This is a genomic window from Polaribacter sp. NJDZ03 (assembly GCF_019263805.1).
GTDB lineage: Bacteria > Bacteroidota > Bacteroidia > Flavobacteriales > Flavobacteriaceae > Polaribacter.
In genome coordinates this window covers 3,178,886-3,203,809 of sequence record NZ_CP079195.1, presented here as the reverse complement: position 1 = coordinate 3,203,809, position 24,924 = coordinate 3,178,886, and the positions used below count along the sequence as shown (strand labels likewise).

General features: G+C 30.3%; 25 protein-coding genes. 5 read left to right on the top strand and 20 right to left on the bottom strand.

Features of this window, described 5'->3' with window-relative positions; genetic code table 11:
• Nucleotides 1–133: 133 nt before the first annotated feature.
• From KV700_RS13645 to KV700_RS13590, 12 genes are all read right to left on the bottom strand, one after another.
• Nucleotides 134–883 (bottom strand): LytTR family DNA-binding domain-containing protein, encoded by a 750-nt coding sequence (locus KV700_RS13645; RefSeq protein WP_254712919.1) that lies wholly within the window; start codon nucleotides 881–883, stop codon nucleotides 134–136.
• Nucleotides 867–1,562 carry a sensor histidine kinase gene (locus KV700_RS13640; protein ID WP_254712918.1) on the bottom strand — a complete coding sequence of 232 codons (696 nt, stop codon included), beginning with the start codon at nucleotides 1,560–1,562 and terminating at the stop codon, nucleotides 867–869. Before KV700_RS13640 ends, KV700_RS13645 begins: the two co-directional genes overlap by 17 nt.
• 83 nt (nucleotides 1,563–1,645) lie before the next feature.
• Nucleotides 1,646–2,308, bottom strand: a complete 663-nt coding sequence (locus KV700_RS13635) for a hypothetical protein (RefSeq protein ID WP_218598209.1) — start codon at nucleotides 2,306–2,308, stop codon at nucleotides 1,646–1,648.
• A 34-nt stretch (nucleotides 2,309–2,342) separates the two neighbouring features.
• Entirely contained in the window at nucleotides 2,343–3,035 is a 693-nt protein-coding gene (locus tag KV700_RS13630; RefSeq protein WP_218598208.1) for a hypothetical protein, read from the bottom strand.
• A gap of 171 nt (nucleotides 3,036–3,206) precedes the next feature.
• Nucleotides 3,207–4,562 (bottom strand): hypothetical protein, encoded by a 1,356-nt coding sequence (locus KV700_RS13625; RefSeq protein ID WP_218598207.1) that lies wholly within the window; start codon nucleotides 4,560–4,562, stop codon nucleotides 3,207–3,209.
• Between the two features lie 92 nt (nucleotides 4,563–4,654).
• Nucleotides 4,655–6,379, bottom strand: a complete 1,725-nt coding sequence (locus KV700_RS13620) for an OmpA family protein (protein WP_218598206.1) — start codon at nucleotides 6,377–6,379, stop codon at nucleotides 4,655–4,657.
• A 240-nt stretch (nucleotides 6,380–6,619) separates the two neighbouring features.
• Complete coding sequence (gene nqrF / locus KV700_RS13615) at nucleotides 6,620–7,930, bottom strand: NADH:ubiquinone reductase (Na(+)-transporting) subunit F (protein WP_166387753.1); 1,311 nt, start codon at nucleotides 7,928–7,930, stop codon at nucleotides 6,620–6,622.
• Nucleotides 7,931–7,932: 2 nt separating this feature from the next.
• Nucleotides 7,933–8,658, bottom strand: coding sequence for an NADH:ubiquinone reductase (Na(+)-transporting) subunit E (nqrE, locus tag KV700_RS13610; RefSeq protein WP_166387755.1), 726 nt, complete (start codon nucleotides 8,656–8,658; stop codon nucleotides 7,933–7,935).
• Nucleotides 8,659–8,737: 79 nt separating this feature from the next.
• A complete protein-coding gene (locus KV700_RS13605) occupies nucleotides 8,738–9,385 on the bottom strand; it encodes an NADH:ubiquinone reductase (Na(+)-transporting) subunit D (RefSeq protein ID WP_166387757.1) in 648 nt (215 codons plus the stop codon).
• 3 nt (nucleotides 9,386–9,388) lie between these two features.
• Nucleotides 9,389–10,135, bottom strand: coding sequence for a Na(+)-translocating NADH-quinone reductase subunit C (locus KV700_RS13600; protein WP_218598205.1), 747 nt, complete (start codon nucleotides 10,133–10,135; stop codon nucleotides 9,389–9,391).
• Between the two features lie 2 nt (nucleotides 10,136–10,137).
• Nucleotides 10,138–11,337, bottom strand: coding sequence for an NADH:ubiquinone reductase (Na(+)-transporting) subunit B (locus KV700_RS13595; RefSeq protein WP_166387762.1), 1,200 nt, complete (start codon nucleotides 11,335–11,337; stop codon nucleotides 10,138–10,140).
• A gap of 4 nt (nucleotides 11,338–11,341) precedes the next feature.
• Entirely contained in the window at nucleotides 11,342–12,691 is a 1,350-nt protein-coding gene (locus KV700_RS13590) for a Na(+)-translocating NADH-quinone reductase subunit A (protein ID WP_166387764.1), read from the bottom strand.
• A 204-nt stretch (nucleotides 12,692–12,895) separates the two neighbouring features.
• Between KV700_RS13590 and KV700_RS13585 the strand changes: the two genes are divergently transcribed.
• Both KV700_RS13585 and KV700_RS13580 read left to right on the top strand, forming a co-directional pair.
• Nucleotides 12,896–14,113 carry a DUF5103 domain-containing protein gene (locus tag KV700_RS13585; protein WP_218598204.1) on the top strand — a complete coding sequence of 406 codons (1,218 nt, stop codon included), beginning with the start codon at nucleotides 12,896–12,898 and terminating at the stop codon, nucleotides 14,111–14,113.
• 61 nt (nucleotides 14,114–14,174) lie between these two features.
• A complete protein-coding gene (locus tag KV700_RS13580) occupies nucleotides 14,175–16,604 on the top strand; it encodes an ATP-binding protein (protein ID WP_218598203.1) in 2,430 nt (809 codons plus the stop codon).
• Here KV700_RS13580 and KV700_RS13575 read toward each other — a convergent pair.
• From KV700_RS13575 to KV700_RS13545, 7 genes are all read right to left on the bottom strand, one after another.
• Nucleotides 16,597–17,955 carry a sigma-54 dependent transcriptional regulator gene (locus KV700_RS13575; protein WP_218598202.1) on the bottom strand — a complete coding sequence of 453 codons (1,359 nt, stop codon included), beginning with the start codon at nucleotides 17,953–17,955 and terminating at the stop codon, nucleotides 16,597–16,599. The two genes, KV700_RS13580 and KV700_RS13575, sit on opposite strands and share 8 nt — an antisense overlap.
• A gap of 124 nt (nucleotides 17,956–18,079) precedes the next feature.
• Nucleotides 18,080–18,442: a hypothetical protein gene (locus KV700_RS13570; RefSeq protein WP_166387772.1), complete on the bottom strand. Its 363-nt coding sequence runs from the start codon at nucleotides 18,440–18,442 to the stop codon at nucleotides 18,080–18,082.
• 83 nt (nucleotides 18,443–18,525) lie between these two features.
• Entirely contained in the window at nucleotides 18,526–18,855 is a 330-nt protein-coding gene (locus KV700_RS13565) for a hypothetical protein (protein WP_218598201.1), read from the bottom strand.
• 74 nt (nucleotides 18,856–18,929) lie between these two features.
• Nucleotides 18,930–19,259 carry a hypothetical protein gene (locus tag KV700_RS13560; RefSeq protein WP_218598200.1) on the bottom strand — a complete coding sequence of 110 codons (330 nt, stop codon included), beginning with the start codon at nucleotides 19,257–19,259 and terminating at the stop codon, nucleotides 18,930–18,932.
• Between the two features lie 94 nt (nucleotides 19,260–19,353).
• Entirely contained in the window at nucleotides 19,354–19,683 is a 330-nt protein-coding gene (locus tag KV700_RS13555) for a hypothetical protein (protein WP_218598199.1), read from the bottom strand.
• Between the two features lie 94 nt (nucleotides 19,684–19,777).
• On the bottom strand, nucleotides 19,778–20,107 hold the full coding sequence (locus KV700_RS13550) for a hypothetical protein (protein WP_218598198.1): 330 nt from the start codon (nucleotides 20,105–20,107) through the stop codon (nucleotides 19,778–19,780).
• A 96-nt stretch (nucleotides 20,108–20,203) separates the two neighbouring features.
• Nucleotides 20,204–20,533, bottom strand: coding sequence for a hypothetical protein (locus KV700_RS13545; protein WP_218598197.1), 330 nt, complete (start codon nucleotides 20,531–20,533; stop codon nucleotides 20,204–20,206).
• A 403-nt stretch (nucleotides 20,534–20,936) separates the two neighbouring features.
• Here KV700_RS13545 and apaG point away from each other — a divergent pair, with 403 nt between their 5' ends.
• Together apaG and KV700_RS13535 are read left to right on the top strand one after the other, a co-directional pair.
• Nucleotides 20,937–21,323: a Co2+/Mg2+ efflux protein ApaG gene (gene apaG, locus KV700_RS13540; RefSeq protein ID WP_166387973.1), complete on the top strand. Its 387-nt coding sequence runs from the start codon at nucleotides 20,937–20,939 to the stop codon at nucleotides 21,321–21,323.
• Between the two features lie 158 nt (nucleotides 21,324–21,481).
• Nucleotides 21,482–22,387 carry a DUF3667 domain-containing protein gene (locus tag KV700_RS13535; protein WP_218598196.1) on the top strand — a complete coding sequence of 302 codons (906 nt, stop codon included), beginning with the start codon at nucleotides 21,482–21,484 and terminating at the stop codon, nucleotides 22,385–22,387.
• Here the strand turns inward: KV700_RS13535 and KV700_RS13530 are convergent.
• Nucleotides 22,365–23,069: an NRDE family protein gene (locus KV700_RS13530; RefSeq protein WP_218598195.1), complete on the bottom strand. Its 705-nt coding sequence runs from the start codon at nucleotides 23,067–23,069 to the stop codon at nucleotides 22,365–22,367. The two genes, KV700_RS13535 and KV700_RS13530, sit on opposite strands and share 23 nt — an antisense overlap.
• A 153-nt stretch (nucleotides 23,070–23,222) precedes the next feature.
• Here KV700_RS13530 and pruA point away from each other — a divergent pair, with 153 nt between their 5' ends.
• Nucleotides 23,223–24,848, top strand: coding sequence for an L-glutamate gamma-semialdehyde dehydrogenase (gene pruA / locus KV700_RS13525; RefSeq protein WP_218598194.1), 1,626 nt, complete (start codon nucleotides 23,223–23,225; stop codon nucleotides 24,846–24,848).
• Nucleotides 24,849–24,924: the final 76 nt, after the last annotated feature.

Genomic DNA, 24,924 nt, shown 5'->3' with positions numbered 1-24,924 from the left:
TTAGAAAGCAAAATTTATGTGTATAAAAAAACCGATTTAGAAATGAATCGGGTTTTTTATTAAATTTTATGTTGATAAAAGCTTCTTTGATGAAACATTAAATGAACGAACTACCTTTTCAAAAAACTTAAAATTAACCTTTTAAATTATTTAAAAAATCTTGTCGTCTATTTCTAGAGACAGGCACTTTATGATTCTCACTTAATAATACGTAACCTTCGTTCAAATATTTTTTTATATGCTCTAGATTTATCAAATGAGATTTATGGACTAAGTAAAAATCTTGCTGCTGTAATAATTTATTAAAATGACCTATGCTTTGTGAGCTTAAAATAGGTTTTTGATTGCTGAAATGAATCTTAGTATAGCCATCTACACCTTCGCAATGTATAATTGCATCTATTTTTACAAACTCTAATCCATCTGCAGATGGAATGACTATTTTTTTCTTCTGAAAATTTTGTATGCCTAAATTCTCAATCAGTAATTTGTTTTTTTCTAAGGCAGATTTATCAGCAATATTTTTAGAAGCCTTTATTACGGTTGCTATTAAAGTTTCATTATCCACCGGCTTCAATAAGTAACCAATAGCACTATAATTTATAGCATCTATTGCATATTGGTCAAAAGCGGTTACAAAAATAATTTCGAAATTTGGGTTCTTTACCTTTGCTAAAACATCAAACCCATTCATTACAGGCATTGCAATGTCTATAAATACCAGTTGAGGTTGCAATTTATCTATAAGTTCTAAACCTTTTTCTGGACTCTGAGTTTCTGCAATAATATCTATGTTTGGACAGTATCTTTCAATTTTATTTTTTAAAATAGATAATGCTTTACGCTCATCATCAATAAGTATCGTTTTAATTTTTGTCATCATAGTTTTGATTAAATTCTAAAACAATTTCTGTACCTGTTTTACCTGTTTCTATAGAACGATCTATCATCTTATGGCTTACATTCCAAGAACCACTTTCATTTAAAAAATGAATTCGCTCGGTTAATACTTCAGATGAATGTGAAGCATTTTGACTTTTAATAGAAGTATTTAGTTCTTTCGATTTTTGTAAACCAACACCATTATCTATTACACTAACTTTAAAGCAATTTGCATTTATAAAATTGAATAGTACAGTTACTTTTCCATTCCCTTTTTTATGAAATAAACCATGGTTTATAGCATTTTCTACTAACGGTTGTATAAGCATAGAAGGTATCTGTTCTTCTTCAATATCTAATTCTGAATCTACCTTTATTTCATACGCTATTTTTTCTTCGAAGCGTAATTTTTCTATTTGAAGGTAATTTTCTAGCAAGCTAATTTCTTCACTTAAACTAACACTTTTCCTTCTTGAATAATCAAAAAACTGACGCATCAATTTCGAGAATTTTGCTAAATAGTTTTCTGATGTTTCTACATCATTCTGTTGAATATAATATTGAATCGCATTTAAAGAATTATGTACAAAATGTGGATTCATTTGACTACGCAACGCCTTTAATTCTAGATCGTGTTGGCGTTTTTGGTTTTGTATAGTTGCCTCAAAATTATCACGCACTAATTTGTTTTTTCGGTTTATAAACACAAAAAAAAGCAATACTAGTAATACCCCTAAAAAAACGAGTATTAATATTGAATAACCTATGATTGAACCTTCTGGTGAGTGCATATAAAACCGATACTTAAAATGATACTTTTTAAACTTGTAATTGTAATTAATAAACCAAACAAATGATGAAACTCTTTAAAACTTGCAAAATAATTTTGACCTACTTTAAAAGGTATAAAGCCTAAATAGTAGATAAAATGTGCAATTGCAATCCATAGTAATAAATTGGTATATATATTTTCTTGTTTACTAGATGTTAATAACACCATTAAATAATAAGCTACAAAGATTAAAATACTAAATCCACCAATTATGTAAGACTCTAAAAAACTCTGACTAGTGTAATCTATTTGTTTAATCAGTAATTCATACGCAACAACTGTGAAATATAGAACTCCAAAAAATATAATTATATTTTTAAATATTTTACTATTGAATTTAGAATAGAATAACCAAAATAGAAAACTAAAATAAATGACATTATATATATTATAAAAAACTGCGTTTTTTTGTATTACAATATATCTACCATAGTATAAGGCAAAAATTTCATTAAATATTCCATACCAAAGTAATAGTACAAAATATCGATGTTTAACATCTAGTTTCTTAATATAAAATAAACCAATAAATGCTGGAATAATCTGCAAATATAAATGATAGTAAACAACAGAATCATATATTACTTCTAACAAAATTATTTATTTTTTAGTTGCTATTTTATAAATCTTATTGCCTAGGAGGCATTATATTAAACTCATCTGCATTTAAACTTGAATTTCTTTCTAAAGACCTTGTAGCACTTTTAGTTTCCTTATTTTTCAGGTAGGGTAATAAATATTTATAAGTTCCTTTATATTTATTATCTTGGTTTGTGTATTCAATAAAAAAGGGAATATGTCTATCAAACTCATTTTTGAATATTGAATCTTTATGATTCTCTCTAAAGGTTGGTGCTAAAAAAACTGTTTCTCTATGTCTCATGTCTCCAACTACCCTATCATTTTTCTCATTCATCTCGTCATAACTCTTAATATTATGATTAAATTTAGGTATGGAATTAAGTGTTTTATTTTTATCATGAGCACCTAAAAATATTGCAATTCCAGTAACTTTATTGTTCTCATTACCTTTATTTGTTTTTTCTACTTCCTTTAAAAATTGAATGTAATTTTCTAATTGTTGTATGCTAACCAATACATATTCTGTTCCTTCATATCCTTTTCTATCCAAAATTGAATTTTGTGCTTTTTCAACGTAAGGCTTTATATTATCATTGTAATTTTCATATAAACTGTGGCTTTGCTTCATTGTAATTGCGTGCCCTGATTTTTCATATAATTCAATTGGGCTTGCACAAGAACAAAAGATTAAAGCAGTAATAGTTGCGTAAAAAAGGTGTTTGATTTTTAAATTTTTCATATTTTTTTCTTGAAAGTTAATGTTAATTAATGAAATGTTAAAAAAAATGTTTGATATCTAAATAAATAACTTCTGTATTAGTTTTTAAAATAAGGTTTAAAAAAGCAACTTTGATACCATCTCCATTGCCTTTTCATGAATAATCAATCCAAAATAAATTATTTATTTTAGTTATTGACTACAGATATCTATAAAACAAGAGTTTGCATCAAAAACTTCTACATCCCCTATTCCTAATTTATCTCCAGTTGAATAGCTTCCATTTAAATCTATAAATAAATCTGTGTCTTTATTTGCTGTTGGACTTACGGCAGTAGAAGAATTATTTCCTGAATATGAAATACCCTCTAGCCCATAGACTTTACCCGAAATATTACTAGCATCCATATAATTCCCTGAAGCCCAAAAGAAATCATCACAATCAGCACTAATATCTCCATTTAGTTCTTTATAAGCAAAGTCTACTCCACCTGCAGAATTTTCACCATCTGCTCCTGCGTTTGCTCCAACAAAATATTGCTTATTAAAGTTCCATGCAGACGTTCTAGAATAACTAATAACTTTTGAAGCATGAGGGTTTCCTCTTTCAGAAAGTAACATTTCGTTAGTATCACTAGAAAAAGCAAAATCTGAAATTACATTTTGAGTTCCTGGAACAGCACTTATTTCTACAACTTCTGAAGCTGTTACAGGAAAACTACCATCATTATTTAATGTAATTGAATAAATTTCTCTTGCCCCAACACTTGTTACTCTTGGAAAATAAACCTTTGTGTTTCCTCCTTCATAGTTTACGCCAATACCCCATACTTGTTCATCTTGACTTACAATACCAGGTGCAGAAGGTAATGGATCTTGAGACCATGGATCGTATACGTCAACCACTGTGCCTAAAGAGCCATTTAAACCCGTAATTCTATATATGATACCATTCTCTAAATTTGTTGCAAATAATTGATTGTTTCTTTTATCATAAGCAATATTACCAATATCATTAAAATTTCCTGTTGATGTTGGTAGACTAATAAAAGGAGTTGCACTCCAACTAGGAGAACTACTTTTATAAATAGTTGCTGATTTAACACCATTATCATAATTATATCCTGATGATTGATTATAAATTCCTGAAGTTGCTAAAAAAATATTTTCACTGTCATCAATAGCAATTCCAAAAACTTGTCCAATATTTGCTGCTGTCCAGCTCGGTGGATGGATAGCTTTTGGAGAAATAGGAAAAACTGGACCTAAAATAGCTCCCCAATCATCACCTGGCACTGCAGATGAATTTAGACTTGTATCATAAATTACGCCAATAGGATTACTTGCTGTACCTGCGTAACAGGTTGCAACTGACCAACCTGAAAGTTTTGTATTCGTTTTTGAAAAAGTACACGAACTAGTATTAGAATCATAAGCACAACCATCATCATCACTACAACCAATAAGATTAATTAATGCAAAAAGGCTTAATAATTTAATTGAATTTTGAAAAGTTTTAACTCTTCTATTTTTATATCTCGTTTTCATATTTTCTAGGTTTTTAAAATGTAAGTCAAGACAGCCTTTTACTGCCTTGACTTGGGTACTAATTATTAATAAATCAAACTCAAATAATTTTATTAAAAGCAAACTACTTTAAATTCTGTTCTACGGTTTATTCTATGTTCATCATCTGTACATGGTACATTATTAGCACATTTGGTATTCTTTAATTCACTTTCTCCTGCACCTCGAGAAATTAATCTACTTCTTGAAATACCTTTACCAGCAATATAATTTACGGTAGCATCTGCTCTTCTTTGAGATAAACTTTGATTATAATCATCTCCTCCTTGACTATCTGTGTGCGATGACATTTCTACAGTTATACTTGGGTTGTCTTGCATTAATTTTACCACATAATCTAAATCTGGTTTTGCAGCTGGTAGAATAATTGCTTTATCTAAATCGAAATTGATATTGTCTAATTTAATAGCCACACCACAAGGATCAATACACATTTCAAAATCTATAAAAAGAGTATTATCTCTATTATAAGAATTTGTAGAAACTTCTACTTCATTAGAAAAATACCCATCTTTTCTTCCGTTTAAACCAAAAGTTGATGCTTGTTTTAAATGGAAAATAAAATCTCCTTCTGCATTTGATAAAGTGTTTTTTTGACCTGCATTTATTTTATCTTTTAAGATGATATCTACACCTTGTATTCCGGTTGTAGAATTACATTCAACTACATTTCCCTTTAAAATAAAATTTTCATCAGCATATACAATCACTTTTTGTATACCAGCACTTTCCTTTTTACAGTTTTTAAATTCTGCCTTGGTAATTGTGCCTTCATCTAATGAAACATTATACAATTTTCCTTTAATTACATAATTATCTTCTGGTACATCTGTAAATACCACAACGCCATAAGAATTTGTAGTGGCACTTTTTACAATATTGCCGTTTAAATCTGTTAACACAATATCTGTATTTGGTAAAACTTGTTTTGTAAATTTATCTTTAGCAGTTACAGTTACACTACACCCACAAGTTGCACAGCAATGTGGAACATGGTCTTCTCCACAAACCGGACATGAGTTCTCTTTTTTACTGAATTTAAACGTAACACCTACAAATAAACCAACTGAAGATATATCGCAATCACACGGTTCACTTCTTACCTCTGGATTTCCTTGATCAAGATAAAACTCCCCAGCATCTTCTGTAAAAGGTTGGTAACTTGCAGAACTCCCTGCTTCATTTAACTCTGTAACGCCAAAGTGTCGCATATAATAGGCACCAGCATTAATTCCAAAATTTTCAGATAAGAAATAAGTAAAACGAACTTGACCTTTAAATGTAAATACACTTGATGCATTATAACCAGCATGAAAATTTAATATGTTTGCTGCTGTTGGACCTGCTAAAAGTGTTCTACCACCTTTTATAGATGCTAATCCGAAACGGGTATTAAATTCAGTTTTAAATCTACCAGAATTACTTCTTATTTGTGCATTGGGACCAATTCCATAAAATATACGTGTAATTTTGGCTTCGGATAAAGCTGTTGGTAAAGTACTTGCTATTATTGGATATGTGCTTTCTGGCTTGTTTTTAATGTAATCAAAATCTGCACCTACCCCAAACCATGTCCAATAATAGTCTAAGGAAATTCCTAAATCTAAACCACCTTTATAATCGATATAAGGAGTATTATTATTGTAGGTCGGAAAATCGTATCCTACTCTGGGACTTAATTGAAAATAATTATTATCTAAAGGCTGTTGTTGTGCCAATGATGAGAATGTATTTGTAAGTACAAATAGCGTTAGTAATAGTTTAAATAAATTTTTCATAATAGAGTTTGTTTTACAAAAAAGCATTTACTCTTAATTGCTTTTTATCTGATTAATACTGAACAAATATTCTATTAAATCTTAATTTATTAAAGGGTGATTTTATAAACTGACGTTTTCAATCTATAAATGGTAATGATGAGGTTATATAGAGGAATACCTGTATATTTTAGAAAGTTAATTCCACAAAAAAACCGATTCATTTCTGAATCGGTTTGTAATATTATAATTAATTGAAGTCTATCCTCCAAAATCATCAAAACGAATATTCTCGTCTGCAAGACCAAAATCTTCACCCATTTTCTGAACTGCATTGTTCATTAATGGTGGCCCACAGAAATACAATTCTAAATCTTCTGGTGAGTCATGCTTAGATAAATAATTATCAATTACACAGTTGTGAATAAACCCAACAAAACCATCTCCAGCTTCATCATGAATGTCTGTTTTCTTTGTCCAGTTATCTGCCTCTGTAGGGTCTGATAAAGCAATATAGAATTTAAAGTTTGGAAAATCTTTTTCCAATGCTCTAAAGTGTTCGATATAAAATAATTCTGCTTTAGAACGACCTCCGTACCAATATGTTACTTTTCTACCCGTTTTTAAGGTTCTGAATAAATGATATAAGTGAGAACGCATTGGTGCCATACCTGCTCCACCACCTACATATAACATTTCTGCTTCAGACTCATTAATAAAGAACTCTCCATAAGGTCCAGAAATAACACATTTATCTCCTTTTTTAAGGTTGAAAATATATGAAGATGCAATACCAGGATTTACATCCATCCAGCCACCTTTCACTCTATCAAAAGGAGGTGTTGCAATACGTACATTTAACATAATTTCTCTTCCCTCTGCAGGGTAAGAAGCCATAGAATATGCTCTTTCTACAGTTTCTGTATTCTTCATTACTAATGGACGTAAGTTAAACTTATCCCACTCACCTTCAAACTTATCTGGTGTATCATGCTCTTCTGGATGCGCTGTAATATCCATATCTGCATAGTTTACTTCACAAGCTGGAATTTCAATTTGAATATATCCACCTGCTTTATACCCCATATCTTCTGGAATTTCAACAACAAATTCCTTAATAAATGTAGCTACGTTGTAATTTCTTACAACAACTGCATCAAATTTCTTAATTCCGAAGATTTCTTCAGGAATAGAAATATCCATATCTTGTTTTACTTTTACTTGACAAGCTAAACGAATTCCTTCTTTTAATTCTTTACGAGTAAAGTTAGGTATTTCTGTTGGCAAAGCTTCACCTCCACCAGAATTTACGTGACACTCACATTGAATACAAGTTCCACCACCTCCACATGCAGATGGTAAAAATATCTTTTCGTTTCCTAAAGTTGATAGAAGAGAACTTCCTGAACCAACTTCTATTTTACGCTCACCATTAATAGTAATTGTTACTGGACCAGATGGCGATAGTTTTTGTTTTACAAATAATAATAACGCGACCAATACCAGTGTTAATACTAAAAAAGCTGCTACTGTTGCAATTATGGTTCCTGTTGTACCTGCTGCTAATATCATATCTACTCTTGGTTTGTATTTGTGTTTTCAGCTACAATTTCTTTCGTTGCTGGTTTTACTTCTTCTTTCTTAATACTAGCTTCCGTAGCTGGTTTTTCTTCTTCATCACCACCACCAGTTAACATTCCTCCAAAGCTCATAAATCCAATAGCCATTAATCCTGTAATGATAAACGTAATTCCTAAACCTCTTAATGCAGGTGGAACGTTAGAGTATCTAATTTTTTCACGAATTGCAGCAATTGCTACAATTGCTAAAAACCATCCAATTCCAGAACCAACTCCGTAAGTTAATGCCAAACCTAAAGTAGGAATTTCACGAGATTGCATAAATAAACTTCCACCTAAAATAGCACAGTTTACTGCAATTAATGGTAAGAAAATACCTAGTGAGTTGTATAATGAAGGTGAGAATTTTTCAACAATAATCTCTACCAATTGTACCATGGTTGCAATTGTTGCAATAAACATGATGAATGATAAGAAACTTAAGTCGTATTCTGCATACTCTGCACCTAACCATTTTAATGCACCTGGTTGTAAGATATATTGATCTAATAACCAGTTTAAAGGTACAGTTACTGCTAATACAAAAATTACAGCAGCTCCTAAACCAACGGCAGTAGTTACTTTTTTAGATACGGCAAGGTAAGAACACATTCCTAAGAATACTGAAAATACCATGTTATCTATAAATATCGATTTGAAAAATAATTCTATATGTTCCATATTTTTAGTTTTCAGTTTTTAGTATCAGTATTTAGTGAGCATTTTACTGCAAACTGTAACTGCTTACTGCAAACTCATTTTAATTTTCTTCTATTAATGATGTGTTTTTACTACGCTGTATCCAAATAATAATACCAACTACAATTAATGCCATTGGAGGCATAATCATAAATCCATTATTTTCGTAACCAAATGCATACAAACCTGTTTTAGTAATAGGGTCTCCTAAAACTTTAAATCCTAATAAAGTACCAGAACCTAATAATTCTCTAAAGAAACCTACAATCACTAAAATTAAACCATAACCTGCTGCATTACCAATTCCATCTAAGAAAGATCTCCATGGTCCGTTTGCTAAAGCAAAAGCTTCAAAACGTCCCATAATAATACAGTTTGTAATAATTAAACCAACAAAAACAGAAAGTGTTTTACTTAGTTCATAAGCAAAAGCTTTTAAAACTAAATCTACCACAATTACTAAAGCAGCAACTACAACTAGTTGTACAATAATTCTAATTTTAGATGGTATAATGTTACGCATCAATGAAATAACTACGTTTCCTACAGCTAATACTGCCATTACTGAAAACGCCATAATTAAAGATGCTTTTAATTCTGCTGTAATAGCTAAAGCAGAACAAATACCTAATACTTGTATCGTAATAGGGTTGTCATCTAATAAAGGATCTGTAATTAATGCTGCGTCTTTTTTTGATAAAAGTCCCATAAATTATTTTTTTAAAGTTTTAAAATAAGGAATGTAAAGCTTTAACTCATCTTTAATCATTGCAGACACTCCGTTACCTGTAATTGTTGCTCCAGCGATGGCATCTACTTCATTATCCGTTTTGTCTTCATTTAATGGATCGTTATTACCTTTTGCTACATCAATTCCTTTAAAGTTTCCATTGCTAGATAATAAGTGTTCTCCAATAAAATCATCCATAAAAAAACGTTGTTTTATGTTTGCACCTAAACCAGCTGTTTCTCCTTTATGATCAAAATAAGCACCTTGTATAACCATGTCCTTATCTATAGAAATATAAGCCCAAATAGCATCCCAAAGTCCTTTTCCTCTAATTGGTGCAATATAAAAAGTCTCACCATCTTTCTCACCAATAAACAATGGTAAGCGACGTTCGTTTCCTTCTTTTGCGCTTGTTTGTTCTTTTTTAATATCAATTAAAAACGCTTTGTCATCTTCAGTAACTTTATCACCTTGAATAACTAATTGTTTTTTAATGTATTTTTCAAATTCCTCTTGAGCAATATCTGTAGAAACAAAGTTTGCACTTGTTTCATCATTATCATTTACGCCCATAGCGTATAAGATATTTTGCTGTTTTTCTATACGTTGATTCGCTGTTATGGTTGGTCTTAAAGACGAAGCCGTAAAAGCCAACATAGTACCAACAACTAATACCATTGCTACGGCAAAAATCATTGTATATGAATTACTATCTGTTCTCTTACTCATAATTAGGCAGTTTTAACTTTAGCACGTTTTAATCTTTTCTTTACATTTCCTTGTACCACATAGTGATCTATTGTTGGAGCAAAAACATTCATTAATAAGATTGCTAAAAATACTCCTTCTGGGTACGCTGGGTTAAATACACGAATCATAATTGACATAAAACCAATTAAGAAACCGTAAATCCATTTCCCTTTGTTTGTTTGTGATGCTGTTACAGGATCTGTAGCCATATAAACAGCTCCAAATGCTAAACCACCAATCATTAAATGTTCCCACCAAACCGTATTCATTAATCCGTAAAAAGAACTAGATTCTGTAATAATATCTGCTGCTACAATTTGATTAAAGATTAATCCCATAACGGCTGCTCCTATAAATGTAGAAAGAATAATTCTCCAACTTCCAATCTTAGTAAAGATTAAGAAAGCGGCTCCTAAAAGGATTAATAATGTAGATGTTTCTCCAACAGAACCAGGAATGAACCCCATGAACTTATCAAAGTTAGAATAAATTACTTCACTATTTTGAGCGTAACTACCTAAAATAGTTTCACCAGAAATTGCATCTGCAGTTCCGGCTCTATTTACAGCATCGTGTACCCAAACTTTATCTCCAGACATCCATGTAGGATATGCGAAAAACAAGAAAGCTCTAATGGTTAAAGCTGGGTTTAAGATGTTCATTCCTGTACCACCAAAAACTTCTTTACCTATTACTACACCAAAAACAACGGCAACAGCCAACATCCATAACGGTGTATCAACTGGTACAATTAATGGCACTAACATACCTGTTACTAAGTATCCTTCTTCTACTTCATGACCTTTAATGATCGCAAAAATAAATTCTACTCCAAGACCAATTCCGTAAGAAACGATTACTAGTGGTAATACTTTAATGATTCCTATCCAAAGATTATCTAACGTAAAAAAGTTAGCTAATACATCTGCTCTTAAAGAACCATCTATTGCTGCATAGTGTTGATAACCTGCATTAAACATTCCAAAAATCAAACAAGGAACTAAAGCCATAATTACCGTGTTCATGGTACGCTTTAAATCGTCTGCTGCTTTTATATGAGTTCCTCCGTGAGTAACATCATTTGGTAAATATAAAAAGGTATGGATTGCGTTAAACGCAGGAGCCATTTTAGTTCCTTTATATTTCTCTTTTAAATTATGTAAATTTTGTTTTAAGCCCATAATCTTATCCTAATTCTTCTCTCATTAAATCTAAACCTTCACGTATTATTTTCTGATGAGGTTGTTTAGATACACAAATAAATTCTGTTAGTGCAAAATCTTCTGGAGCTACTTCGTAACCTCCTAAAGCTTCCATTTCATCTAAATCTTTATACATACATGCTTTTAACAATTGCATTGGATAAATATCTAAAGGAAAAACATTCTCGTAAGAACCTGTTACAACAAATGCTCTATGCTCTCCGTTTGTATTTGTATTTAAATCGTATTTTTTCTTTGGTGTTAACCAAGAAAAAGTTAACGCTCTAGAGGCAGATATCTTATTAAAAACTGGCTTATTCCAACCAAATAATTCATAATCATCTCCTTCAGGAATTGCAGTAACTTGATTATCATAATACCCTAAAAATTCAGTTTCTTTTACTTGCTTTCCAGAAAGTACGTTTCCACTAATAATTCGTGTATTATCATTTACTAAATTGTTAGCCGTAACATCTGCAATAGAGGCTCCTGCAATTGCAGTTACATATTGTGGTTTGCTAAATTTAGAACCTGTTAAAGCTACTGTTCTAGTTGCATTATACTTACCAGTTAAAAGCAATTCACCAATAACAATTAAGTCTTGTGGTGTAATTACCCAAACAACTTCTCCCTTATTAATAGGATCTATGCTTGCAATTTGAGTACTCACATTCCCAGAAGGATGTGGGCCAGAAACCTTATGCAACTCTATTCCTTTAATATTAGCTAAAGGTGAGTTAGAATTGGCTCCTACAGAAACATGTACTTTACCGTTAGTAAGTTTAGAAACCGCGGTAATTGCTGCTTGCAATTCGGCTTCTTTACCAGCTAAAGTAAAGTCTAAATCGGCTGCTAAAGGTGCACTTGCATACGCAGAAACAAAAATAGCTTTAGGTGCTTGGTTTGGATTTGCAACTACATCATAAGGACGTTGTTTTACAAATGGCCAACAACCAGAAGCAAATAAATGATTCTTAACTTCTTCTGCAGACATTTTAGCTGCATCTTTAGTACCGAAATCTTTATATTCTTGTGTTGAGTCTGCAGAGATCTTAACTGCTAATACTTTTCTTCTTGCTCCACGTATAACCTCTACTACTTTACCAGAAACAGGACTTGGAAATAAAATGCGTTCGTCACTTTTTGAATAAAAAAGTACTTCTCCTGCTTTTACTTCTGCTCCTTCTTTGGCAACAAGTTTGGGTGTAATTCCGTGAAAGTCTTCTGGCAAAACTGCATAAACACTACTTAAAGAAACCTCTTTAGTCGTTTTTTCTGCACCGCCAATAAGCTTAATATCTAAGCCTTTTTTAATACGAATGTCTTTTGACATAGTAAATTGGAATTGTTAGTTATCTTAAAAAATCAAGCAAATTTAGGCTTTTTGCTATGTATGAGTGAAATATTTTAACTTTTATCTTAGTTAAATATTCTTATTTATATCTAATCTAAATAATTGAAATAAATGAGAACGGTTATGTCATAAATTTTGGCTTAAATATTGATAATTAAAATAAATGAACACTATTTTTGTAATATGTATAAAAAGCTTCTAATCACTGTTTCAATCTTGTTTTGCCTAAACTCTTTTTCGCAAAACATAAAATCTATTCAGTTAAGACCATTGCAAGAAAACAACTTTTCTGCCATTGTTCCTCTTGGTACTGTACTAGAACTTTCTTTTGATGATTTAGATGCAGATAGCAAAGATTATCAATACAAAATAGAACACATGACGCATGATTGGCAACCTAGTAGATTGTCTTCTAGTCAATATATAAATGGATTTAATCAAAATACCATTATAGAAGTAACAAACTCATTTAACACCCTACAAAGCTACTCTCATTATTCTGTAGAAATACCAAATGTAAATACGGTAATTACAAAAAGTGGAAATTACCTTGTATCAATTTTAAATAGTTATGACGAGCTTATCTTTACAAGACGTTTTGTTTTGTACGAAAACGCTACTACCGTTGGAGTATCTGTAGAAAGAAGTAGAAATACAAAAACATTAAACACACAACAAACAGTTCAGTTTTCGATTACGCATCCAAACATAAAAATAAATAACCCTAATCAAGAAATAAATGTTGTTATCTTAAAAAACAATAATTGGAACGAAAAAATAACAGACATTCAACCTACATTTTTTAAACCAAATCAATTATTATATACGTATACCAACAAAACTAATTTTTGGGGAGGAAACGAATATCTAAATTTCGACAATAAAATTATTAGAAATAGTAGTTTAAATGTGGTTAAAGTAATTAAGGAAGATGTTTTTAATCATTACTTATATCCTTACACCTATAATGAATTTAACGAATACAAATACAACCCAGATATTAACGGACAATTTGTGGTTAGAACTATAGAAGCAGATGATTCTAGAACGGAAGCAGATTATGCAATGATGCACTTTTCTGTTTTGGCTGATGAACCTATTGCTAATAAAGATCTTTATGTTTACGGTGCTTTTAATGATTTTAATATTACGGAAGAAAATAGAATGGAATATAATTCTAAGGAAAAATACTATGCTGCAAATATGCTTTTAAAACAAGGTTTTTACAATTACACTTTTGCAACCTTAAATGCCGATGGAAATGTAAATACAAATGACATACTTGGTACATTTTATGAAACTGAAAACGAATACACTGTAATTGTATATTACAAACCTTTTGGTAGTTTTTATGAACGTGTAATTGGTATTGGAAACGGTTATTTCAATCAGAATAGGTAAACAAAATATTGTTTTTTTTTATAAAATTAGCTTGCTTTAAAAAATATTACACACTTACTTTATGAAATCATTAAAAAAGAATATTACTTTTAAAGTTATAATAGGCTACATCATTCTGGGGCTTTTAGCTACTGTTGCTGGTTATTTAGTGCTTTCTGAACTAAAAACATTTACACAATTACAAAAACAAGATATCTCAGACAGAAACGTAATTGTTAGAACGGGTACTTTAATAGCTCACATATACAAAAACGAAAGTATCGCCAGAGCCGCATTACAGTTAAATTCTCCAACACAATTTAATGAATACCTAGAAGAAAACAAAAAATTAGTATCAAAAATAGACTCACTGAGCCTTATTGTTGCTAACAATTCTCAAGAATTTATTTTAGATAGTATTAAATTAATAATTGATAAAAAACTAAAAAATATTATCGATTTAAAAGATTTAAATACCAACTATGATTCTAATAAATCTATAAACGAAGCGATCAATAAATTAGGTTCTATAGATTCGCTGCTTTTAAAAATTACAATAAACGATTTTATTAAAAATCCGTTGTATTTTGATAATGGAACAAGTTCTAAATTAGAAAATTTTGCACTAGCCTTAAACCAATACGTCCCAAAAGATTCTATTAATAATATTGAACAAAAACAAATAGACTCTTTAGTTTCTATTTCTAGAAAAATGCTAAAAGAGGCTCAAAATAAAAGTAACAACCAGCGTTTTTTTCTTAGAAAAAAACAAAATGAACTTATAAATAATGATTTAACCATTTCTAGAAAATTACAAGAATTGTTAGAGAATCTAGAAAAAGACATTCTTTTCTATACTAGTAATATGGACAAACAACGAGAAGAAACATTAAACCAGAGTAGAAAAATTATTTTATTTGCTGCCGGAATTAGTTTTATCATCATTATTATTTTTTCTATTATTATTCTAAGCGATTTCTGGAAAACCCAGCGTTACCGTTTACAATTAGAAAAAGCAAACAGCACAACACAATCACTTTTAAAAAGTAGAGAACAGTTAATCTCTATGGTTAGCCATGATTTAAGAACTCCGCTAAGTACTATTTCTGGGTTTAGTGAACTACTTCAAAAATCTACAGAGAACACAAAAGACAAAAATTATTTAGACCATATAAGAAGCGCATCTACATACATGGGGCAATTGGTAGATGATCTTTTAGAGTTCTCTAAATTAGAAAATGGTCATATTGCTATAGAATCTATTCCTTTCAACCTAGAAAGTTATATCAATGAAATTATTCTAAATTCAAAAAATATCATTCAAGATAAACCAGTACGGTTTGTGGTTAAACAAGACAATTCTATTAACAGTCTTATTATTAGTGATCCGTTTAGAATTAAACAAATTTTATATAATTTAGTTGTAAATGCGTGTAAATTCACCAACGAAGGTACCATTACTATTCAAAGTTCTATAAAGCAACAAGACCACAAGAGCACCTTAGAAATTTTAATTATAGATACAGGAATCGGGATTAGTAAAGACAAAAAAGCAACTATTTTTAATGCCTTTAATCAGGCAGAAAATGCAAGCGACAACAATTTAAAAGGTTTTGGTTTGGGTTTAACCATCTCTAAAAAACTAGTAGAACTTTTAGGCGGAAAACTAACGCTAGATAGCAAACTAAATGTAGGAAGTACTTTTACCTTAAAAATACCGGTAAAATTATCTGACAAACCAATTGTAAAGATTGAGGAAACTAAAAAGACTACTACCAATTTTAACTTAACAGCTGTTGTTGTAGAAGACGATGCCTCTGTTCGCTTACTTTTAAATGACTTTTTAAAACAATTTAATATTGAAGTATACACTTTTGAAAATGCACAAAATGCCATTAATGCTATTGATGAAATTTCGTATAATTTTGTAATAACAGACATTCAACTTCCAAAAATGAATGGAATTCATTTTATGGAAATCCTTAAAAATCATAAACTTTATAAAAATCAACCGATTATTGCCATGACTGGGCGTGCAAATATTTCTAGAGAAGAATATTTAAAAATTGGCTTTGCAGAAGTATTGATAAAACCTTTTAACTCCAACCAGCTTCAAGATGTATTACATCGTTTTTTTAAGTCGAGCAACATACCACTTAAAACCAAAGTTGTAGAAAGTACAGAAAAAGCAACTGCAGGTTTTAGTATAGAATCTTTACAATCTTTTTTAGGCAATGATATTGCTGCTATTAAAAACACTTTACATATTTTTTTAGAAGACACTGAAAAGAATCTTTTAACTCTAAAAAAGGCAAAAGAAGACACTGATATTAAGACTTTAAATGAAATAAGTCATAAAATGCTTAGTATGTTTAAACAATTAGAAGTAAAAGCCGTAATTCCTTATTTAGAAGTATTTGAAACTACGACAGCTATTAATAAAGATGATTTTATTGATTTTGAGAACCAGTTAAATATTTTTATAACAACTTTAAAAGAGTACCTTAATTAAGGTCGTACTCTTTCATTTTGTTATAAAGTGTTTTTCTAGTAACATTTAATAATTTTGCCGCTTGTGTTTTATTATTTCCTGCTTCTTCTAGCGCACTTATAATCAGCACCTTTTCGTTTTCTTTTGTAGAAAATTTATTTGATGAAACAGTATTTGCTTTTACTTTAGTTAATTCACTAGGTAAAACATCTACATCAATAATTTCTGATTTTGTTAATAAAGTAGCTCTTTTAATTACATTAGACAGTTCTCTTAGGTTACCAGGCCACTGATAATTCTGAAAAATAGTTAATACTTTTTTAGAAAAACCAATTACAGATTTACTCAACTGTTGGTTTGCTTTGTTTAAAAAGAAATCTGCATATAAGATTAAGTCGTCTTTTCTATCTTTTAAATTAGGTACTTTAATAGAAAACTCATTTAAACGGTGGTACAAATCTTCTCTAAAATCGCCTTTTTCAACTGCCAAAAGCAAATCTTCATTTGTTGCCGTAATTAAACGAATATCAACATTAATTTCTTTACTACTTCCTACTGGTTTAATTCTTCTTTCTTGCAAAGCACGTAAGAGTTGTATTTGATTTTCATAGGTTAAGTTACCTACCTCATCTAAAAAAAGAGTGCCACCATTTGCAGATTCAAAATGCCCAATTTTATCTTCATTAGCCCCCGTAAAAGAACCTTTTTTATGTCCGAAAAACTCGCTCGAAGCTATTTCTCTAGGTATTGCACCACAATCTACGGCTATAAAAGGTTTGTTATGCCTAGGGCTTTGTAAGTGAATTGTTTTTGCAACCACTTCTTTTCCCGTACCACTTTCTCCTGTAATAAGCACAGACATATTAATAGGAGCAACTAGACAAATATATTCATCAAGTACTTTTGATGAACTACTTATACCTTTAACAAAGCCATTATCGGTTTTACTATTTTCTTTTTCTTGCTGCGCTTCTTTTTGCTGTTTTTCTTGATCATCAGCAACATCACTTGCCTTTTCCTCTAAAGCATTGCTAATAACTTCTAAAACTTCACTTGGGTTAAAAGGTTTCGATATATAATCAAAAGCCCCTTGTTTCATTGCTTGTACAGCGGTAGAAACCTCTGCGTAGCTAGTCATTAAAACTACGGGAATAGCATGTTTACTAAGTTTTATTTGCTTTAACAAGGTAATTCCATCACCATCAGGAAGACGCAAATCTGTAAAAACTAAATCGTAGTTTTTCTTTTCTAACTGCTGCAAAGCATTTTTTATATTATAACTAACCTCCACAACATACTTATGTCGCTTAAGAAACTGCTTCAACATTTCTGAAAATGCTACATCATCTTCAACTAATAAAATCTCCTTCATAAAGCTTATACATTTCTTACAAAAATATCAAGATAAATTGATTGTGGTAAAAAAAAAAGACATTTTAATTAAAAAATGTCTTTCTCTTTGAAAAATTGAGGTTAAAGATCCTTAAGTCTTCTAACTACTCCTCTTTTTCTTCACTAACGTCCCCTTCTTCACTTGGTGATATAATGTCTGTACCTTTTAACCAGTTTCCTTCTTTATCTAAATAAACAATACCTTGAGTTCCATCTGCAGTAAGTTCAATTTTATACTGCTCACTACCATTTAAATATGCTTTAACTACTGTAGCTGTAGAAAAATCTCTTGAAACTGAATTAGAAACCGCTTCTGGCAATTCTTTTACACTTATTTCTTTAAAATCATCATTCGTTACTACTACAACAATTTCGTCTACATTGTTCGTTTGGATATTGTCTGCTGCAAATACTGATACTCCACTTGTTAAAAGTGCTACGGTTACTGTTAAAATTAATTTTCTCATGATTATATGTTTTTATATTTTTTATGATTGAATACTTTTAAATTAAAGATCCTTAGATCTGTAATCACTGTAATACTACACCCTTATTCTACTACTATAACATCGGTTTCTTTTAACCAATTACCTTCTTTATCTGCATAAACTACACTTTCAGCCCCGTCTAAAGTAAGTTCAAACTTATATTGCTCACTACCGTTTACGTATGCCTTAATAGCTGTAGCTGTTCCAAAATCTTTTACAATTGCGTTAGAAACCGCTACTGGTAATTCTTTTACACTTATTTCTTTAAAATCATCATTAGTTACTACTACAACAATTTCATCTGTATTGTTAGTGTTGATATTGTTTGCTGCAAATACTGATACTCCACTTGTTAAAAGTGCTACGGTTACTGTTAAAATTAATTTTCTCATGATTGTATGTTTTTATATTATTTTATGTTTGAATGTTTTAAAATTAAAGATCCCTAAATCTCTAATCACTGTACTTATTCTACTACTATAACATCGGTGTCTTCTATCCAGTTCCCTTCTTTATCTGCATAAACGGTAGTTTCAACTCCATCGTTAGTCAATTCTATTTTGTACTGTTCACTACTGTTTACATATAGTTTGTTAACTGTAGCCGTTCCAAGATCTTTTATAATTGCGTTAGAAACTTCCACTGGTAATTCCTTTGCTGTAATTTCTTTAAAATCATCATTCATTACTACTACAACAATTTCATCTGCATTGTTAGTGTTGATATTGTTTGCTGCAAATACTGATACTCCACTTGTTAAAAGTGCTACGGTTACTGTTAAAATTAATTTTCTCATGATTGTATGTTTTTATATTATTTTATGTTTGAATGTTTTAAAATTAAAGATCCCTAAATCTCTAATCGCTATACTTCTATACACTAACTTGTACTTATTCTACTACTATAAGATCGGTGTCTTCTATCCAGTTTCCTTCTTTATCTGCATAAACGGTAGTTTCAACTCCATCGTTAGTCAATTCTATTTTGTACTGTTCACTACTGTTTACATATAGTTTGTTAACTGTAGCCGTTCCAAAATCTTTTATAATTGCGTTAGAAACTTCCATTGGTAATTCCTTTGCTGTAATTTCTTTAAAATCATCATTCATTACTACTACAACAATTTCATCTGTATTGTTCGTGTTGATATTGTTTGCTGCAAATACTGATACTCCACTTGTTAAAAGTGCTACGGTTACTGTTAAAATTAATTTTCTCATGATTGTATGTTTTTATATTATTTTATGTTTGAATGTTTTAAAATTAAAGATCCCTAAATCTCTAATCACTATACTTCTATACACTAACTTATTCTTATTCTACTACTATAACATCTGTTTCCTCTATCCAGTTTCCTTCTTTATCTGCATAAACTACAGCATCCGTTTCATCAATAGTAAGATCAATTTTATATTGTTCATTACCATTTACATATAGTTTATTAACGATACCTGATGGGAAATTTTTTATAATTGCGCTAGAAACTGCTGCTGGTAATTCCTTTGCTGAAATCTCTTTAAAATCGTCATTATTTATTACCACAACAATTTCATCTGCATTGTTAATATGAATATTCTCTGCTGCAAATACTGATACTCCACTCGTTAAAAGCGCTACGGTTACTGTTAAAATTAATTTTCTCATGATTGTATATTTTTAATATTATTTATAATTTGATATTTTAAAATTTGTAGTTAAAGATTCTTATATATGTAACTACTTAGCTAAATTATTGTAATCTTATTCTGTTATTACAACATCACCTTCTTTTAACCAATTACCTTCTTTATCTGCGTAAACTACACTTTCAGTTTCATCAATAGTAAGTTCTATTTTGTATTGTTCACTTCCATTAACGTATGCTTTTCCAATAATAGCCGTTGCATAATCTTTTAAGATTGCATTACTTACTCCTTCTGGCAAATCTTCTAAAGCAACTTCTTTAAACTCTTCATTAATTGTCATTACAATTACTTCATCAGAATGATTATTATTGTTAATGTTAGCGGCTGAGATTGAAACTCCACTTGATAAGATTGCTACTGCTACTGTAAAAATTAATTTTTTCATGATATAAGTTTTTAAGGTTGTTATTATTTCTGATTAGTATATAGAAATAAATATGCCATGAAGAATCACCCTACAACAATCACTCGTTAAACCTTTAAAATCAATCGTTTAATTATTTTTATGTTTTATACCACTTTAATTAATCCGTGTAAAACATGTGTAATTAATAGTGTAAACGAGTAAACTTTACACAATATAAAATAGAAAATCAGTTATAATACGAAAGTGTAGTTTACAAAAAGCTAAAAAAGAATAACACGGAAGCTCCTATCTAATAACACTTATAATTTATATGAGTTGTTAGTGAGAAAACCTACCTTATATTCACTATAATTTTAAATAAATATAAATGAGGTTAAAAATCATTTGTAATTTAAAATCAAAAAAACTACATTTACTATAGATGATAAACCAAATTACAAAAGGCATAAAAATTTCTGTTGATACTAAATATAAAGGCACTAATTATAGAAACAACAGACTGCACCACATTTTTGGGTATGTAATTACTATTGAAAATAAATCTACAGAAACAGTAAAACTAACAGATCGTTTTTGGACAATTTTCGATACACTTAATAATACAGAAATTGTTAGCGGAGAAGGTGTTGTGGGGCAAACCCCAACTCTAAAACCAAACGACACATATACGTATAGTTCTGGTTGTTTTTTAGAATCTAACATTGGTGCCATGAAAGGTTTCTACACCATGATAAACTTGGATACTTTTGAGCAATTTAAAGTTATAATACCAACCTTTCAACTAACAACCAAAGCAATATTAAACTAGCAAAATCTAAAAAGAAAGCAATTAGTATAAAAGACCCTGCATGTTTAAACTGTGGACATCCTTTTAGTGGTCAAGAAAAATTTTGTCCAGATTGTGGTCAGGAAAATAAAGGAAATAGAATTACTTTTTACAGTTTTATTCATCATTTATTTAACGGCTTGTTTAATTTTGATGCTAAATTTTGGAAAACATTAATTCCGCTTTTAATAAGACCCGGAGAAGTTTCTAAAAATTACATTGCAGGTAAAAGACAACGCTATTCTAACCCTTTTAAATTCTACTTAACTGTTTCTGTTATCTTCTTTTTAATTATAGGTATTACAGACAGTTATAACGATTTTAATAACTTTAGAAACGGTAAAAACCAAAAAAATACTGATGTTTTTAACGCTATAAATATCAATTTAAAAGAAAATCAAAAAAAGGATTCTATCTTAAATTTAAAAGAAACAGATTCCACATTAACCGCTATTAAAGATACTATTTCTAAAATGCCATTCCTTAAAGTTGGTGGCAAAGAAATAAAAATAGTTAAAATGCTGAAGTTTCAAAAACAGCATCCTAACCTGTATGTAGATGATGCTCTAGATAGTTTAAAAATTCATAAAAGTTTTTCGAACAAATTTTGGTATTCTAGGTCTCAGTTAATCAATACTATTTTTACAGATAGCACAGTTTCCAAAAAGTTAAAAAAGCAATTTATTTCTTACTCTTCAATTGCGTTATTTATACTACTACCCTTATTTACTCTCTTTTTAAAGTTCATTTACATTCGAAGTAAGTTTACCTATGTAGAGCATTTAATCTTTGTTTTTCATACGCAAACGCTATTTTTCTTGCTACTTTCAATATTTTATGTTCTAAATATTTTTATAGAAACAGACTGTTATACAGGTTTATTTTTATTGCTTTTTTTATTATATTTATTTCTAGCAATGAAAAACTTCTACGAACAAAGCTTTATTAAAACATTATTTAAATACTTATTTGCAAATGTTTTATTTATGACTTTTACTTCACTAGGCGTTGTTTTTATTTCATTTATTGCTTTTGCATTGTTTTAGGTGTATTTACAAAATCTAAATAGTGCATTTTAACGTCTAAATTCTTTTTAATAACGGATGTAACACTCACCGTTTCTACAAATTCGCGTTTCATTTTAGGAGAAGTACCTAAAGTTCCTAGGTTTTCTTTCTGATGAAATTCTACTATTTTTTCTTGATGAAATTCATTATTATCTAATAACCAATTAGAAAACCAAACTTGTCTCATCTCTTTCATTTCTTCTGTGTATAAAGTAGAGGAAGACCAAATTTTAGGTTCTTGTGGTAATTTATTAAAATGTTTTACAGTTCCGTCCCAAACCAATTCGTAGGTTTCTAAATCATTTTTCCAATCGACCAAAACCAAGGTAAAAGGCTCTATTTCTGTAAAGTCGAAATTATTTATATAAACTACACCATTATCAGCAGTTAAAATATTTTTTACAATAATCCCTCTACTCATTTTATAAGAACTCTTTCTTGTATGTATTTTAAAACCTCCATTTAAAAGGCAAACTAGTCTACTTTTATCACTTAAACCAATCCAGGTTCCTCCAGCTAATTGATCTTTAGGATATGTTAATTCTACTCCATTTTCTACATATTTTTGGGGTGGAATTGTATTTCTTAATGGAGTCTCATCTCTATTAGAAGTTAAGATAAAATCATTATCGCCTAAAGGTAAATAACTTACTGTACACATATATTCTATAATTAATTATGATAAACTTTACGTTTAGACGATATCTTTATGCATTCCTTAACAAAGTAGATAAAAATTCAGTTAAAATTATTGAAACAAAAATTGTAACTTTGAAACTCAAAATTAGTCGATTAAAACTTAAAATACACACAAATGTCAAGAGGATTTTATAATGTTCCGAAAGCAGTAAACGAACCTGTAAAAGGGTATGCTCCAGGCTCTCCTGAAAAGGAAGAATTATTAGCTACTTATAAAGCTATGTTTAACAGCAATATTGATGTGCCAATGCATATTAATGGTGAAGAAGTTAGAACAGGAAACACTAAAAATATTACACCTCCTCATGATCATAAACATGTGGTTGGGCAATATCACACAGCAGATAAAATACATGTAGATGCTGCTATTTCTACAGCTTTAGCTGCTAGAGAGGCTTGGTCTAATGTAAGTTGGATGGAGCGTGCTTCTATTTTCTTAAAGGCTGCAGAATTATTAGCAGGACCTTATAGAGCAAGAATGAATGCTGCAACAATGATTGCACAATCTAAAAACGTGTATCAAGCAGAAATTGATGCTGCTTGTGAAATGATCGATTTCTTCCGTTTTAACGTAGAATACATGACGGACATCTTTAAAGATCAGCCAACATCTTCTCCTGGAGTATGGAACAGAGTTGAGTACAGACCTTTAGAAGGATTTATCTACGCTATTTCTCCTTTTAACTTTACATCTATTGCTGCAAACTTACCTGCATCTGCTGCTTTAATGGGTAATGTTGTTGTTTGGAAACCTTCTGATCATCAAGCTTATTCTGCACAAGTAATTGTAGATTTATTTAAAGAAGCTGGTTTGCCAGATGGTGTAATTAACGTTGTTTACGGAGATCCTGTTATGATTTCTGATACTGTATTAGCTTCTCCAGATTTCTCTGGATTACACTTTACAGGTTCTACACACGTTTTTAAAGAATTATGGAAACAAATAGGTAACAACATTCATACCTATAAAACATATCCAAGAATTGTTGGAGAAACTGGTGGAAAAGATTTTATCTGGGTGCACAACTCATCAAATCCTTTACAAGTTGCAACAGCAATGACAAGAGGTGCTTTTGAATACCAAGGTCAAAAATGTTCTGCTGCTTCTCGTTCTTACATTCCTGCGTCACTTTGGCCAGAAGTTAAGAAACACTTAATTGCACAAGCAAGCGAGTTAAAAATGGGGTCTCCAGAAGATACCTCTAACTTTATAAATGCAGTTATTCACGAAGGTTCTTTTGATAAAATTACAAGTTATATTGATGCCGCAAAAACAGATAAAGATGCAGAAATAATTATTGGTGGAAACCACGACAAATCTTTTGGTTACTTTATAGAGCCTACTGTAATTGTTAGTCAATCTCCAAAATACGCAACCATGACAACTGAGTTATTTGGCCCAGTGATGACGGTTTATGTATATGAAGATGCAGATTGGGAAGCTTCATTAAAATTAGTAGATGAATCTACAGAATACGGATTAACAGGTGCTATCTTTTCTACGGATAGATATATTGTAGAAAAAGCTTCTAAAGCATTAGAAAATGCTGCTGGAAACTTTTATATTAACGACAAGCCATCTGGAGCTGTTGTTGGTCAGCAACCATTTGGAGGAGCAAGAGCTTCTGGAACAAATGATAAAGCGGGTTCTGCACAAAACTTATTACGTTGGACTTCTGTTAGATTGATCAAAGAAACATTGGTTTCTCCTACAGATTACAAATACCCTTTCTTAGGATAAGAAAAAATAATATTTAGTAAAAAACCGTATCAAATTTGATACGGTTTTTTTATTTTCCTATTTTAGTAAAAAAACT